The sequence below is a fragment of the Aeromonas veronii genome (assembly GCF_040215105.1).
GTDB lineage: Bacteria > Pseudomonadota > Gammaproteobacteria > Enterobacterales > Aeromonadaceae > Aeromonas > Aeromonas veronii_G.
The window spans coordinates 797,501-812,513 of the sequence record NZ_CP157875.1 but is presented as its reverse complement, the minus strand read 5'-3'; the positions used below and the strand labels follow the sequence as shown (position 1 = coordinate 812,513).

Here is a 15,013-nt window from a genome sequence, read left to right as displayed (position 1 = left end):
CCCAAGAACAACATCAGGACGGAGACAGTATGAGCAGTTATCGGATCGCAGTATTGCCGGGTGACGGCATTGGCCCGGAAGTGATGGCCGAGGCCGTCAAGGTGCTGGAAAAGGTGCAGGCCAAATTTGGTTTCTCCCTCGACTATGACCGCCACGACGTGGGCGGCATCGCCATCGACAACCACGGCACCCCCCTGCCCCAGAGCACCATCACAGGCTGCGAAGCCGCAGACGCCGTGCTGTTCGGTTCGGTCGGCGGCCCCAAGTGGGAGCACTTGCCCCCGAACGATCAGCCGGAACGCGGTGCCCTCTTGCCCCTGCGCGCCCACTTCAAACTGTTCTGCAACCTGCGCCCGGCCCGTATCTACACCGGTCTGGAGCAGTTCTCCCCCCTGCGTGCCGACATCTCGGATCGGGGCTTTGACATCGCCTGCGTGCGCGAGCTGACTGGCGGCATCTACTTCGGCCAGCCCAAGGGGCGCGAAGGCAGCGGCGCCACCGAGAAGGCGTTCGACACCGAGGTCTATCACCGCTATGAGATTGAGCGCATCGCCAAGATAGCGTTCGAATCGGCCCGGGTGCGCAAGAGCAAAGTCACCTCCATCGACAAGGCCAACGTGCTCGCCTCCTCCATCCTGTGGCGCGAAGTGGTGGCAGAGGTCGCCAAGTCCTACCCGGACGTGGCCCTGAACCACATGTACATCGACAACGCCACCATGCAGCTCATCAAGGATCCGTCCCAGTTCGACGTGCTGCTCTGCTCCAACCTGTTCGGTGACATCCTCTCCGACGAGTGCGCCATGATCACCGGCTCCATGGGGCTGCTGCCTTCTGCCAGCCTGAACGAATCCGGTTTCGGCCTGTTCGAGCCGGCCGGTGGCTCGGCGCCGGACATCGCCGGCAAGGGCATCGCCAACCCCATCGCCCAGATCCTCTCCGCCGCCCTGATGCTGCGCTACAGCCTGGGGCAGGAGGAGGCCGCCAAAGCCATCGAGCAGGCCGTGGCCCAGGCCCTGGCCGAGGGTTACTTCACCGCAGATCTGCATCAGTCGAGTGCCCAGCACCCGGTACAGAGCACCGCCGCCATGGGCGATCAGATAGCCGCGCGCATCTGATCCCGCCGCGGATAACAAGGAAGAAAGCAATGTCAAAAACCCTCTATCAGAAAGTGTTCGACGCCCACGTGGTGCGGGAAGTGGAAGGGGAGACTCCCCTCATTTACATCGACCGCCACCTGGTGCACGAAGTGACCAGCCCGCAGGCATTCGACGGCCTGCGTGCCATGAACCGCCAGCTGCGCCGCCCGGATCTCACCTGGGCCACCATGGATCACAACGTCTCCACCACCACCAAGGACATCGCCGCCTCCGGCGAGATGGCCCGCATCCAGATGGAGACGCTCGCCGCCAACTGCAAGGAGTTCGGGGTTCGTCTCTACGACCTGAACCACCAGTATCAGGGCATAGTCCACGTGATGGGCCCCGAGCTTGGCATCACCTTGCCCGGCACCACCATCGTCTGCGGCGACTCCCACACCGCCACCCACGGCGCCTTCGGCTCCCTCGCGTTTGGCATCGGCACCTCCGAAGTGGAACACGTGATGGCCACCCAGACCCTGAAACAGGGCCGGGCCAAGACCATGCGCATCAGCGTCAACGGCAAGCTGAGCGATGGCATCAGCGCCAAAGACGTGGTGCTCGCCATCATCGGCAAGGTCGGTCATGCCGGCGGCACCGGCTACGTGGTGGAGTTCGCGGGGGATGCCATCGAGAGCCTCTCCATGGAAGGGCGCATGACGGTGTGCAACATGGCCATCGAACTCGGCGCCAAGGCGGGCATGGTCGCACCGGATCAGACCACCATCGACTACATCCGCGGCAAGGTCTTCGCCCCCGAGGGTGAGGCACTCAAGCAAGCCATCGCCTACTGGCGAACGCTCAAGAGTGACGAAGGTGCCATCTTCGACGCCGAGGTGGTGCTTGATGCCGCCGACATCGCTCCTCAGGTGACCTGGGGCACCAACCCGGGCCAGGTGATCGCCGTGGGCGAGCCCATCCCGGATCCGGACTCCTTCGCCGATCTGATGGAGCAGCAATCCGCTCGCAAGGCCCTGGCCTACATGGATCTGCAACCCGGCCAGAAGCTCTCCGATGTCACCATCGACAAGGTGTTCATCGGCTCTTGCACCAACAGCCGCATCGAAGACTTGCGCGCCGCCGCCGCCATCGCCCGTGGCCGCAAGGTCGCCGCCGGGGTCCAGGCCCTGGTGGTTCCTGGCTCCGAACAGGTGAAGGCCCAGGCCGAGGCCGAGGGGCTGGACAAGATCTTCATCGAGGCGGGCTTTGAGTGGCGTCTGCCCGGCTGCTCCATGTGTCTGGCCATGAACAACGATCGGCTGCAACCGGGGGAGCGTTGCGCCTCCACCAGCAACCGCAACTTCGAGGGTCGTCAGGGCCGTGCCGGTCGCACTCACCTGGTGAGCCCGGCCATGGCTGCCGCCGCCGCCGTCACCGGTCGTTTCGCCGACATTCGCGCGCTGTAAAGGGGGTTAGGATGAAAGCATTCAAACAACACAGACGAGCCTTTGTCGCCACCGGCATCATCTCCATTCGTGGGTTGTAAGAGGGAATGAACATGACAGGATTCAAACAACACAAAGGCATAGTGGTGCCGCTGGACAGCGCCAACGTCGACACCGACGCCATCATTCCCAAGCAGTTTCTGCAGAAGGTGAACCGCACCGGCTTTGGCAAGCACCTGTTCCACGACTGGCGCTTCCTGGACGATGCAGGCCAGCAGCCGAACCCGGCGTTCGTACTGAACCAGCCCCGCTACGCGGGGGCCAGCATCCTGTTGGCGCGGGAGAACTTCGGTTGTGGTTCCAGCCGTGAACACGCCCCCTGGGCGCTGGCTGATTACGGCTTCAAGACCCTGATCGCCCCGAGCTTCGCCGACATCTTCTACGGCAACGCCATCAACAACGGTCTGGTGCCGGTCCGCCTGAAGGAAGAGGAGGTGGATGCCCTGTTCCAGCTGGTCGCCGCCAATCCGGGCATCGAGATCGAGGTGGATCTGGAAGCCAACCAGGTAAGGGCCGGTGAGCTCGCCTTCCCTTTCGAGATCGACGAGTTCCGCCGTTACTGCCTGCTCAACGGGCTGGATGCCATCGGCCTGACCCTGCAGCACGAGGCCGCCATCGATGCCTTCGAGGCGAAGCAGCCCAGCTGGCTCTAACGGCCCGGTGTCAATAAACTGAGTAACCTCAATGGGGAGCCTGGGCTCCCCGTTTTATTGTCCGGTCCCTGCCACCTTGAGGAGACGATGATGGCCAAAACCTGCCCCCTGCCCCTGCTCTGCGCCCTGCTGCTTGCCCTGCCGGTGGCGGCCGAGCAGACCTCTTTTCGCAACGGCGGCGGCCAGATCAAGGTCGGCTGGCAGGACAGGGAGGGCAAGGCGCAGCAGCTTGACTACCGGCTGGAGGCGGGAAGCTTGCCCCCCCTCATCGCCTATCGCCCCACCCGCATGCAAGAGGAGGTGTTGCAGCGCCTGTTGCAGCAGGCCGTCATCGACTTCCCCGAGGTGCAGTTCTCCCTGGCTCGCCCCAGTCTCGCCCTCAGCATCAGGAGCCGCAACGCCGATCAGGCGAGGGAGGCCGAGGCCTGGGTCAAGCCACAGCAGGCCAAGTTGGAGGCCGAGTGGCTCAAGCAGCACTACTTCCAGCCTTTCACGCCGCCCGATGGCGCCCCCGCCATCAAGCAGGATCACGTGCGCATCGCCCTGGAGAGCCGGGCCGAGCTGGCCCCGCTGGCCGAGCAACTCAACCAGTCTGGCGAGACAGAGCTGGCCGCCCGCCAGCAGACGGTGGCCTTCATGCTCGACTTCATTCAGGTCATCCCTTATCGCCTGCTGGACAGCCAGTCCGGCCGCGCCGGCAAGGGGTTTCTGACCCCGCGCCAGGTGCTGGAGCAGAATGCGGGGGATTGCGACAGCAAGGTGACCCTGATGGCGGCCATGCTGGCCCAGCTCTTCCCCGAGCTCCCCCAGGTCATGGTGTTCGTCCCCGGCCACGCCCTGCTGGGGGTCGCCCTGCCCGCCAAGGCCGGTGAAGCCGTGCTCAGCTGGGAGGGGCAGACCTATCTGCTGATGGAGCCGACCGGCCCGGCCCAGCTCCCCATGGGCCAGCTGGCCCCCACCAGCAAGACCCTGGTCGACAGCAGGCAGCTCAGTGTGCAAGCGGTCAGGGCCAGCCCGTAAATCGATGCGGACATGGGCGAGCCATCTGTGCAGATGAACAAAAGGCAGCGATTAATCCTGCCTGCAATATAAAAACATCGGCCCGCGAGTGCGGGCCGATAAAAAGCAGTGAAATATATCGATAAATCAGGTCTGGGGCAGGAACTCCAGCGCCAGCAAGAGCCCCTTGTCCTCCTCCAGCACCCGCACGATGCGGGCCTGGGCCTCGAAGGGAGGCAGCAGGTTGCTGCTGGTGGCCAGGCTGACCCTGAGGGGCTGGGTGACGTCGAAGTCATGCTGGTTTATCTCCACCCCCATGCCGTTGGCGCTGAGATCCCGGCAGACCCCTTCCAGCACCCTGGGCTGTTGATAGAGGGTGACGGGGGCATTGATGACCATGCGTTGAAAGGCGCGTCTTTCCTTGGTGCTGGTGATCACTCGAGGCTTCCTCCATGGATTGGATAGGCAGGACGGGGTGCGCGACACATAGTGCTGGCCTCCCTTCCAGAACGTCAATACAATGCGATTCGTTTCTCAAACGGGGTGCGGTTTACCGCTGAGATTATACCCGTGAACCTGATCCAGATAATGCTGGCGGAGGAATTTGAGGCATGGCGCTCGTTTTTTGCGCCCTCATCCGCTGGCAGCTCGCAACCCACAGGGAGTGCCATCGATGAAAACCCTTCTGCTGGTCGCCACCAGCCTGCTCAGTGCCCAGGCCTTCGCCGCCGACACCCTCACCGTCTACACCTACGGCTCCTTCGCCAGCGAATGGGGTCCGGGCCCCAAGATCAAACAGGCCTTCGAGAAGGAGTGCAACTGCACCCTCAATCTGGTGGCGCTGGAAGACGGGGTAGCCATCCTCAACCGGCTGCGACTGGAAGGCAAGCACAGCAAGGCCGACATGGTGCTGGGGCTGGACGATGCCCTGGTGAGCGAGGCCAAGCAGAGCGGTCTGTTCGCCCCCCATCACACGGATCTGGCCGCCCTCAAGGTGCCAGGTGGCTGGCAGGATGATACCTTCGTCCCCTATGACTACGGCTACTTCGCCTTCGTCTACAACAAGGACACACTCAAGACCCCGCCCAAGAGCCTGAAAGAGCTGGTGGAGCGCCCCGATCTCAAGGTGATCTATCAGGATCCCCGCACCTCCACCCCGGGTCAGGGGCTGATGCTGTGGATGAAGTCCGTCTATGGCGACCAGGCCCCCGCCGCCTGGGCCCAGCTTGCCAAGAAGACGGTCACCGTCACCAAGGGCTGGTCCGAGGCCTATGGCATGTTCCTCGATGGCGAGGCGGACATGGTGCTCTCCTACACCACCTCCCCGGCCTATCACCTGATCGCCGAGAACAAGGCCCAGTACCAGGCCGCCGCCTTCGAAGAGGGCCACTATCGCCAGGTGGAAGTGGCCGCCAAGCTGGCGAGCGCCAAGCAAGACAAGCTGGCCGACCAGTTCCTGCAGTTCATGGTGAGCCCCGCCTTCCAGCAAGAGATCCCGGGCGGCAACTGGATGTATCCGGTGATCGACACCCCGCTGCCCAAGGGCTTCGAGCAGATGATCACCGTTGCCAAACCACTGAGCTTCAGCTCTGACGAGGTGGCCGCCAACCGCAAGGGCTGGATCCGGGAATGGCTGCAAGCCGTCACCCAGTGAGTCATCACTTTGTGAAACCCCAGTCTCGTCCCCTCTGGTGGCTGCCGGGCTGTGCAGCCACCGCCGTCATCCTGCTGCTCTCCCTTGGACCCCTCGCGGCCCTGCTGTGGCAGGCGGGCTCCCTCCCGGGCAGCCTGCTCACGGATCCTTATCTGCGCCACGTGTTGGGCTTCAGCCTCTGGCAGGCGCTGCTCTCCACCCTGCTGAGCCTGGGACTGGCCATTCCGGTGGCCAGGGCCCTGGCGCGGCGCCGTTTTCGCGGTCGAAAGTGGCTGCTCAAGCTGTTCGGCCTCTCCCTGGTGCTGCCGGTCATCATCGCCATCTTCGGCATCGTCGCGGTGCACGGCACCCAGGGCTGGTTGCCCCAGGCATTGCGCAGTGCCGGACTGGATCCCGGCAACTACCTCTATGGCCTGTTCGGCATCCTGCTGGCCCACGTCTTCTTCAACATGCCGCTGGCGGCGCGCCTCATCCTGCAAGGCATAGAGAGCATCCCCGAATCCTCCTGGCGCCTCGCCAGCCAGCTCGGCATGCGCTCCTCCCACATCTTCCGGTTGCTGGAGTGGCCCATCATCCGTGGCCTGCTGCCGGGATTGGCGAGCCTCATCTTCATGCTCTGCTTCACCAGCTTCACCACAGTGCTGGCGCTCGGCGGCGGCCCCAAGTCCACCACCTTGGAGGTGGCGGTCTACCAGGCCCTGCGTTTTGACTTCGATCTCGCCACCGCCGGTGGCCTGGCCCTGGTGCAACTGCTGCTGACCGCGGGCCTCTTGCTGCTGCAACACAAGCTGCAAGGCTCAACCCCCAACCGGATCAGCGGCCGCCGTCCCTGCCTGCGACCAGACAGGCACCAACCGGGCACCCGGCTGGTCGACGGCCTCGCCCTCGGTCTCGGTCTCGCCATCTTCCTGCCCCCCCTGCTGGCCATCGTCATCGCCGGTTTCAACCCCGGCCTGCTGGCGGCATTGGGATCACCCCAGCTGTGGCAGGCGGGGGGGCAATCCCTCGGCATCGCGCTGGCGGCGGGGAGCCTGGCCACCCTGCTCGGCACCGGTCTGCTGCTCACCAGCCGCCACCTGCGAGTGCGGGATCGCAAGCGGCGAGCCGCCGCCCTGTGGGAGGCCAGCGGCTCCATGATCCTGATGATCCCGGCGGTGGTGCTCTCCACCGGCCTCTTCATCCTGTTCATGCCCTTCGCCGACGTCTTCGCCCTCGGCCCCTGGCTGGTGGTGCTGGTCAACGCCCTGATGGCGCTGCCCTATGTGTTGCGTACCCTTTCCGCCCCCATGCAGTTGGTGGTGCGCCAGTACGACCGGCTGGCGGACAGCCTGGGGGTGCGTGGCCTGCAGCGCCTGCGGCTGGTGGAGTGGCCCCTGCTGCGTCGCCCCCTGGCGCTGGCCATGGCGCTCTCCATGATCCTGTCTTTGGGGGATCTCGGCGCCATTGCCATGTTCGGCAGCCAGACCCTCACCACCTTGCCCTGGCTGCTCTATCAGCAGCTCGGCAGCTACCGGCTGACCGAGGCGGCGGCCACCGCCCTGCTGCTGCTGACCCTCTGCTTCTCCCTGTTCTGGCTGGTGGAGCGGGGTTTGGGGGGGAAAAACCTGGATGCGTGACAGTCGAGTTCGCTGCCTGGCTGCGACCGCACATGCACTCTGCGCTACCAGCCATATCACAGGAGTCAAAGATGCTGTTAATTGATGATTTGGCAACCAGTTACCCTGATTGGCGCGTCAGCTTCAACGCCTCCCTGCCCAAGGGGGAGATCACAGCGCTGATCGGTCCAAGCGGCGCCGGCAAATCCACCCTGCTCGGCATGATAGCGGGCTTCGTGCCGGTGGAATCAGGCGCCTTGCGCTTCGATGGCATCGATCTGCTACCGCTCGGCCCCGCCGAGCGCCCGGTGACCACCCTGTTCCAGGATCACAACCTGTTCCTGCACCTGTCGGTGTTCGACAACATCGCCATCGGCCTGCATCCGGGCCTGCGCCTGACCCAGGCCCAGCGGGCTCAGGTGAAGGAGGCGGCGACCCGGGTCGGCTTGGGTGACATGCAGGAGAGGCTGCCGGAGCAGCTCTCCGGCGGCCAGCAGCAGCGGGTCGGCCTGGCCCGCGCCCTGGTGCGCGGCAAGCCGCTGCTGCTGCTGGACGAGCCCTTCTCGGCGCTCGATCCCGCCCTGCGCCGGGAGATGCTGGCGGAAGTCGCCCGGCTCGCCTGCGAGCAGGGCATCACTGTGCTGATGGTGTCCCACAACCCGGAAGACGCCCAGCTCATCGCCGATCGGGTGCTGTTCGTGGACGAGGGGCGCATCGCCCTGCAGGGCACGCCGGACATTTTGCAAAACAGCGATCATCCTGGCCTGCAGCGCTATCTGGGCCACTCCCACATCTCCTGAAACGGGATCCCGGGATCAAAAGAGGGAGGCCAGTGGCCTCCCTCTTTCATATGAAGATAGTGAGTGAAATCAGAGGTTTTCCTCGGCGAAGGAGGCGAGCTTGCTGCGCACCACCCCGTTCAGGAAGATGTTGGCACTGCCATCGAAATCCTTGAAGCGCTCGACGATATAGGTCAGGCCCGAGGTGACCGGGCTCAGGTAGTTGGAGTCAATCTGGGCCAGGTTGCCGGAGCAGACGATCTTGGTCCCCTCGCCGCAACGGGTGATGATGGTCTTGATCTGGGACGCGGTCAGGTTCTGGCACTCGTCCAGCAGCACGAAGGTGTTCTGGATGCTGCGCCCGCGCATGAAGTTGACCGATTTGAACTGGATGTTGGCCTTCTCCATGATGTAGCTGAGGGACCCGCTCATGTTCTCGTCCTGCTTGTGCAGCACCTCCAGGGTGTCGGTGACCGCCGCCAGCCAGGGCATCATCTTCTCTTCTTCGGTGCCGGGCAGGAAGCCGATGCTCTCGGCAATCTCCGGGGTGTTGCGGGTGACGATCACCTTCTCGTAGATCCCCTTCTCTATCACCAGCTCCAGCGCCGCCGCCATGGCCAGCAGGGTCTTGCCGCAACCCGCCGGGCCGGTCAGGATCACCAGATCGATGTGCGGATCCAGCAGGGCATCCAGCGCCATGCCCTGATAGACGTTCTTGGGATGCACGCCCCAGGCCTTGCGGGACATCAGCCGCTCGCGGCCCAGATCCTTGAGGCGGATCTTGTGGCCATCGTGGCTCAGCACCCGGGCCGCGAAGAAGTTCTCCTCGTCCAGCAGGTACTGGTTGATGTGCACCCCCTCCAGCAGCTCGGCGTCGATCACATGAACGGTATCCCGGCCATGGGTCTCGCTGTCGCACTCGCCGACCCGCTCCCAGAAGCTGCCGGGCACCACCTGGAAGCCCTTGGCCAAGAGGCGGATGTCGTCGATCAGCTGGTCACTGCGATAATCCTCAACGTGCGCAAGACCGGCCCCCTTGGCCTTGAGGCGCATGTTGATGTCCTTGGTCACCAACACCACCTGGCGTTTCAATTCGTGCTTTTGCAGGTAGAGGGCGGCGTTGATGATGCGGTTGTCCGCCTCCTTGTCGGTGAACACCTCGGCATCCTGGGGCAGATGGTGATCGCTGAAGATGGAGATATGACCGCTCGCCTCGCCGGCCAGCGCCACCCCCTGCACGATCTGCTCCGGGGTCGCGTCACGAAACACGTCTTCCAGCGCGCGGATGGCGATGCGCGCATCCCGGCTGACGTCTTTCTGGCGATCCTTGATGTTGTCGAGCTCTTCCAGCACCGTCATGGGGATGAGCACGTCGTGCTCTTTGAAGGAGTAGATGGCGAGGGGTTCGTGAAGCAGAACGTTGGTATCCAGGATAAACAGCTTTCGGTCCGTATTGTCCATAAGCATCCTCCTTGGCACTGGGGGTGCCACGTGTGTGAATCTCAGATGTCATTGAAACCACACGGCCGTGACAGTTTTATTACCTCCCAACGCTACGCCCGATTTTACGGACGCGCAACATTTCCCTTGGTCACCGCAACTGATTGTATATAAAGCCATCAATAAAAAAGACCGGCCAGTGGCCGGTCTTTTTCACGGGGTTATTCCCTGCACGGCCACGTCAGCCGCACTTGGAATCGCCGCAGTTCAGGCAGGTCATGCAGCCATCCTTCAGCACCAGCGCCTTGGTGTGGCACTTGTAGCAGAGTGCCGCAGTGGCGGGAAAGCCGCTGCCGGCGGATGGCTCTGCAGCCACATGTTCTGCCTGCAGCTCGGCCTTCTTCTCGGCCAGGAAGGCCTGCTGGTGCTCATCCAGCCCGGGGGCCTTGAGCATGCCGATCTCGGTGAGATGGGTCTCGATCACGTTGCCAATCTCGGCGATCAGGGACGGCACATACTTGCCCTTGTTCCAGTAGCCCCCCTTGGGATCAAACACGGAGCGCAGCTCCTCCACCAGGAAGGTGACATCCCCGCCCTTGCGAAACACCGCCGAGATGATGCGGGTCAGCGCCACTATCCACTGGTAGTGCTCCAGACTCTTGGAGTTGATGAAGATCTCGAACGGGCGGCGGGTCTCGTGCACCGTGCCCTCGTTGAGAATGATGTCGTTGATGGTGATGAACAGCGAGTGCTCGGAGACATGCTCCGGCGTCTTCAGCTTGTAGGTGGTGCCCATCAGCCGCTCCGGCCGCAGCACCGTCTCGTGCATGTGCACCACGTCCTCCTGGGGCGCCGCGACGTCCTGCGCCTCATCCTTGGTGCTTACCTTGTAGGCGACGATTTTCCTGTCGATCTTCTTGACCATATGTGTCGTTCTCAGAATTTGCCGTAATAGCCTTCTTTCAAGGCGTCGTAGAGGTTGGCGGCGGTGTGCAGCTCCCCATCGTATTCGATCTCTTCATTCCCCTTCGCCGTGATGACGGAGCCATCCTCCAGGGTGAATTCGTAGCTGGTATTCTCCAGATCCTTCTCCTTCACCAGCACCCCCTGGAAAGCCTCCGGGTTGAAGCGGAAGGTGGTGCACCCCTTGAGCCCGGACTCCGAGGCATAGAGGTAGATATCCTTGAACCGCTCGAACGGGAAGTCGGTGGGGATGTTGGCCGTCTTGGAGATGGAGGAGTCTATCCAGCGCTGGGCGGCGGCCTGGATGTCCACGTGCTCGGTCGGGCTGATGTCGTCGGCGGTGATGAAGTAGTCCGGCAACCGGCTGCCTTCATCCTCTCCGTAAGGCATCGCGGCCGGGTTGACCAGCCCACGGTAGGCCAGCAGCTCGAAGGAGTAGACGTCCACGCTCTCCTTGCTCTTCTTGCCGGGCTTGATGACGTTGCGGCTGTAGTGATGGGCGAAGCTCGGCTCGATACCGTTGCTGGCGTTGTTGGCCAGCGACAGCGAGATGGTGCCGGTCGGCGCTATGCTGCTGTGGTGAGTGAAGCGCCCCCCCACCTCCGCCAGCTCGGCCACCAGGGCGGGATCCACGTCGGCCACCTGCTGCATGTAGCGACTGTAACGGGCGTGCAGCACCCGACCCTTCACCTTGTCACCGATCTTGATGCCATCGGCGGCCATCTCCGGGCGCAGGCGCAGCATCTTGCCGGTTACCTCGAACTCCTGCTCCATGATGGGGGCTGGGCCCTTCTCCTTCGCCAGGGCCAGGGATTCGCGCCAGCCGGTCATGGCCAGCTCCTGGGAGACCTGCTCGGTGAAGGCGACCGAAGTGGCGGAGCCATATTTTATCCGCAGCATGGTGAGGGTCGAGCCGAGGCCGAGGAAGCCCATCCCGTGGCGACGCTTGTTGATGATCTCTTCCCGCTGCTTGGCGAGCGGCAACTGGTTGATCTCCACCACGTTGTCCAGCATGCGGGTGAAGATGGCCACCACCTTGCGAAACGCGGACCAGTCGAAGCTCGCCTGTTCGGTGAAGGGGTTGTGCACGAAACGGGTCAGGTTGACCGAGCCCAGCAGGCAGGCACCGTAGGGCGGCAGCGGCTGCTCGCCGCAAGGGTTGGTGGCGCGGATCTCCTCGCAGAACCAGTTGTTGTTCATCTGATTCACCTTGTCGATCAGGATGAAGCCGGGCTCCGCATAGTCGTAGGTGGAGCTCATGATGACGTTCCACAGTTTCCGGGCAGGCAGGGTCTTGTAGACCTTGCAGGCGACCAGCCCCTGCTCGTTGATGACCACCCCCTCCTTGTTCGGCCAGTCGGCCCAGCGCACCTGCTCGGGGTCGTCCAGCGCGATGCCGTCCTCCTCCACCTCTTTCGCCGTGTAAGGGAAGATGAGCTGCCAGGGGGCATCCTGTTTCACCGCCTCGACGAACTCCTCGGTGATGAGCAAGGAAAGGTTGAACTGGCGCAGGCGACCATCTTCACGCTTGGCCTGGATGAACTCGACGACGTCCGGGTGGCGGATATCCATGGTGCCCATCTGGGCGCCGCGACGACCGCCGGCGGACGAGACGGTGAAACACATCTTGTCGTAGATATCCATGAAGGAGAGGGGCCCGGAGGTATAGGCCCCGGCGCCGGAGACGAAGGCGCCGCGCGGGCGTAAGGTCGAGAAGTCGTAGCCGATGCCGCAACCCGCCTTCAGGGTCAGCCCCGCCTCGTGCACCTTGCCAAGGATATCGTCCATGGAGTCTTCGATGGTGCCCGAGACGGTGCAGTTGATGGTGGAGGTCGCGGGCTTGTGCTCGAAGGCCCCCGCGTTGGAGGTGATGCGTCCCGCCGGGATGGCGCCGTTGCGTAGCGCCCACAGGAAGGGCTCATACCAGGTGCCCGGTTCACGCTCCTGTGCCGCCAGGGCGCGGGCCACCCGTTGGTAGGTCTCGTCGATGGAGCCGTCGATGGGGGTCCCATCCTTGCGCTTGAGACGATACTTGCTGTCCCAGATCTCGAGGGAGGTTTCCTGCAGGGGGATGAGGCCGGTGCCGGTTTCACTGTCCAGCACGGGGTTGGATTTAGCCATTTTCAAGCCGCCTTATGTGAATGCATTCAGGTCAGGATGCATGTCAAAAACACAACCAATAGACAACCACTCAAACATAAACACTATATATAGTAGTCATCACATCATGAGGACGCGATTCTAATCCTAAAAAAACGCCCCGGCCAGCGGGTTTCCGGGCCAGGGCATTTAACTGTCTCATTTCCCGAGAGATTTACCTCTCATGGCGGGATCAGGGTTTCTTGACGTAAACAGTCGGAGTCTCGCCGGCCAGGTTCAGGTAGAACTCATACACCCCGTCCACCTCGGGGGAGAACTTCATGTCCTCATACTTGGAGCAGGGGTTGACCGGCACCGGCTCCCCGCCCAGCACGGCGACGCCGTCGCTCGGGCTCTTGTAGCCGAAGTTGGTGCCGCAGCTCCAGCCAGAGTCACCGAACTTGAATTTATAGGGTGCCCACTCCTTCTTGAGGGTCCCCTTGGCCATGTAGAGCTTGTCGGCCACCTTGACCACCTTGGTCTCATCGTTGGCCATCCAGTCGTTCATCTCCCCACGCAGGTAGATGGACTTGCCGCCGAAATCGCTGTTGCCCGCCCCAGCCTGCTCGGCGCCACCGTTAGATGCGCAACCGCCTAATACCAGGGTTCCCGCCGCCAGCATCATCGTTACTGTTCTCTTGAACATGTGTCCATTCCTCAGATTATTGTGATTCCTTGGCCCAATCGAATGTGGGCAGAGGCATTAAAGCAGAGCTGGCTCGACCAGAAAGGTAGGGGTATCACATTCTGTACTTTTTATATGCAAAACAAGGGGGAACGAAGAGATGACCAGCGGCGAAATGCTGCGGTAAAGAGAGGGAACCAATACATAGGGACTTGCTTGTATCTATCTGTACGTACCCGCGTCAGGCCATGGTGATGGCCTTCCTCACCACGTCTGTGTCAGAGAGCGTTGCTGACCTGATTGGCAGCGCCCATTTTGAACAATTGTGATGATCAATAGGGGGTATGGCCGTCCTGCATGTGAGCAGATACGACAGCCCGGTAGTCCAGTAGTCCGGTATCCCGGTATCCCGGTATCCCGGTATCCCGGTAGTGTGGCGCTGAAAAGAGGCAGGAGATAGGTAATTGGAGGCGTAGAAGGCAGTTTGTTTGACTAAGCTGATATGGTTTTACGATGTAGTTGCCTGATAAACAGGCCATGATTGGACAAAACATCTGCCAATCCCCAAATGTCAGCCAATAAAAAAGCCCGCTCAGATGAGCGGGCTTCTTCAAATTGGGTGCCTGGCAGTGTCCTACTCTCGCATGGCGAATGCCACACTACCATCGGCGCTACCGCGTTTCACTTCTGAGTTCGGCATGGGATCAGGTGGTTCCACGGCGCTATGGCCGCCAGGCAAATTCTTAATCTAGAAAGCTGACGTGAATAACGATGTCGCTCTTGGCTCGTCGCTATCACTGAATTTGAGTAGTTCATGCACTTGCTACAAGGCCCAGAACACTTCTTGGGTGTTGTATGGTTAAGCCTCACGGGTAATTAGTATGGGTTAGCTCAACACGTCACCGCGCTTACACACCCCACCTATCAACGTTGTGGTCTCCAACGGCCCTTTAGGACCCTCAAGGGGTCAGGGATGACTCATCTCAGGGCTCGCTTCCCGCTTAGATGCTTTCAGCGGTTATCGATTCCGAACTTAGCTACCGGGCAGTGCCACTGGCGTGACAACCCGAACACCAGAGGTTCGTTCACTCCGGTCCTCTCGTACTAGGAGCAACTCCCTTCAATCATCCAACGCCCACGGCAGATAGGGACCGAACTGTCTCACGACGTTCTGAACCCAGCTCGCGTACCACTTTAAATGGCGAACAGCCATACCCTTGGGACCGACTTCAGCCCCAGGATGTGATGAGCCGACATCGAGGTGCCAAACACCGCCGTCGATATGAACTCTTGGGCGGTATCAGCCTGTTATCCCCGGAGTACCTTTTATCCGTTGAGCGATGGCCCTTCCATTCAGAACCACCGGATCACTATGACCTACTTTCGTACCTGCTCGACCTGTCCGTCTCGCAGTTAAGCTGGCTTATGCCATTGCACTAACCTCCTGATGTCCGACCAGGATTAGCCAACCTTCGTGCTCCTCCGTTACTCTTTGGGAGGAGACCGCCCCAGTCAAACTACCCACCAGGCACTGTCCGCGAGCCCGATTCAGGGCCCTGCGTTAGAACATCAAACATACAAGGGT

Annotated in this window: 12 protein-coding genes, 2 rRNA genes and 1 riboswitch (1 of these 15 only partly in view); of the genes, 7 read left to right on the top strand and 7 right to left on the bottom strand. The window is 62.0% G+C overall.

Annotation, left to right across the window (positions count from 1 at the left end; translation table 11 throughout):
- Positions 1 to 29: 29 nt before the first annotated feature.
- The 4 genes from leuB to ABNP46_RS03925 all read left to right on the top strand — a co-directional run bounded on the left by leuB (position 30) and on the right by ABNP46_RS03925 (position 4,254).
- Positions 30 to 1,115 carry a 3-isopropylmalate dehydrogenase gene (gene leuB / locus ABNP46_RS03940; protein ID WP_349921131.1) on the top strand — a complete coding sequence of 362 codons (1,086 nt, stop codon included), beginning with the start codon at positions 30 to 32 and terminating at the stop codon, positions 1,113 to 1,115.
- A gap of 29 nt (positions 1,116 to 1,144) precedes the next feature.
- Positions 1,145 to 2,542: a 3-isopropylmalate dehydratase large subunit gene (gene leuC / locus ABNP46_RS03935; RefSeq protein ID WP_349921130.1), complete on the top strand. Its 1,398-nt coding sequence runs from the start codon at positions 1,145 to 1,147 to the stop codon at positions 2,540 to 2,542.
- A 92-nt stretch (positions 2,543 to 2,634) separates the two neighbouring features.
- On the top strand, positions 2,635 to 3,234 hold the full coding sequence (gene leuD, locus ABNP46_RS03930; RefSeq protein ID WP_349921129.1) for a 3-isopropylmalate dehydratase small subunit: 600 nt from the start codon (positions 2,635 to 2,637) through the stop codon (positions 3,232 to 3,234).
- 90 nt (positions 3,235 to 3,324) lie between these two features.
- Complete coding sequence (locus tag ABNP46_RS03925) at positions 3,325 to 4,254, top strand: transglutaminase domain-containing protein (protein WP_349921128.1); 930 nt, start codon at positions 3,325 to 3,327, stop codon at positions 4,252 to 4,254.
- Between the two features lie 126 nt (positions 4,255 to 4,380).
- Here the strand turns inward: ABNP46_RS03925 and ABNP46_RS03920 are convergent, their stop codons facing one another.
- Positions 4,381 to 4,671: a PilZ domain-containing protein gene (locus ABNP46_RS03920; protein ID WP_349921127.1), complete on the bottom strand. Its 291-nt coding sequence runs from the start codon at positions 4,669 to 4,671 to the stop codon at positions 4,381 to 4,383.
- Between the two features lie 91 nt (positions 4,672 to 4,762).
- A riboswitch (TPP riboswitch) is annotated at positions 4,763 to 4,853 on the top strand.
- A gap of 53 nt (positions 4,854 to 4,906) precedes the next feature.
- Between ABNP46_RS03920 and thiB the strand changes: the two genes are divergently transcribed.
- The 3 genes from thiB (at position 4,907) to thiQ (ending at position 8,282) form a co-directional block, all read left to right on the top strand.
- Entirely contained in the window at positions 4,907 to 5,887 is a 981-nt protein-coding gene (gene thiB, locus ABNP46_RS03915) for a thiamine ABC transporter substrate binding subunit (RefSeq protein ID WP_349921126.1), read from the top strand.
- The gene (gene thiP, locus ABNP46_RS03910) at positions 5,863 to 7,503 is read left to right on the top strand and encodes a thiamine/thiamine pyrophosphate ABC transporter permease (RefSeq protein ID WP_434476174.1); all 1,641 of its coding nucleotides are present in this window, start codon (positions 5,863 to 5,865) and stop codon (positions 7,501 to 7,503) included. Before thiB ends, thiP begins: the two co-directional genes overlap by 25 nt.
- Before the next feature lie 71 nt (positions 7,504 to 7,574).
- On the top strand, positions 7,575 to 8,282 hold the full coding sequence (gene thiQ, locus ABNP46_RS03905) for a thiamine ABC transporter ATP-binding protein (RefSeq protein WP_349921125.1): 708 nt from the start codon (positions 7,575 to 7,577) through the stop codon (positions 8,280 to 8,282).
- 69 nt (positions 8,283 to 8,351) lie between these two features.
- On the opposite strand, the gene ABNP46_RS03900 is transcribed toward thiQ, so the two are convergent.
- The 6 genes from ABNP46_RS03900 to ABNP46_RS03875 all read right to left on the bottom strand — a co-directional run.
- A complete protein-coding gene (locus ABNP46_RS03900; RefSeq protein ID WP_349921124.1) occupies positions 8,352 to 9,722 on the bottom strand; it encodes a PhoH family protein in 1,371 nt (456 codons plus the stop codon).
- Positions 9,723 to 9,942: 220 nt separating this feature from the next.
- Positions 9,943 to 10,626: an NrdJb gene (locus ABNP46_RS03895; RefSeq protein WP_349921123.1), complete on the bottom strand. Its 684-nt coding sequence runs from the start codon at positions 10,624 to 10,626 to the stop codon at positions 9,943 to 9,945.
- 11 nt (positions 10,627 to 10,637) lie between these two features.
- Positions 10,638 to 12,785, bottom strand: a complete 2,148-nt coding sequence (locus ABNP46_RS03890; protein ID WP_349921122.1) for an adenosylcobalamin-dependent ribonucleoside-diphosphate reductase — start codon at positions 12,783 to 12,785, stop codon at positions 10,638 to 10,640.
- A 211-nt stretch (positions 12,786 to 12,996) separates the two neighbouring features.
- Positions 12,997 to 13,449, bottom strand: coding sequence for a pullulanase (locus ABNP46_RS03885; RefSeq protein ID WP_349921121.1), 453 nt, complete (start codon positions 13,447 to 13,449; stop codon positions 12,997 to 12,999).
- A gap of 600 nt (positions 13,450 to 14,049) precedes the next feature.
- Positions 14,050 to 14,164: ribosomal RNA gene (gene rrf, locus ABNP46_RS03880) — 5S ribosomal RNA — on the bottom strand.
- A gap of 119 nt (positions 14,165 to 14,283) precedes the next feature.
- Positions 14,284 to 15,013: ribosomal RNA gene (locus ABNP46_RS03875) — 23S ribosomal RNA — on the bottom strand (it continues 2,159 nt past the right edge of the window).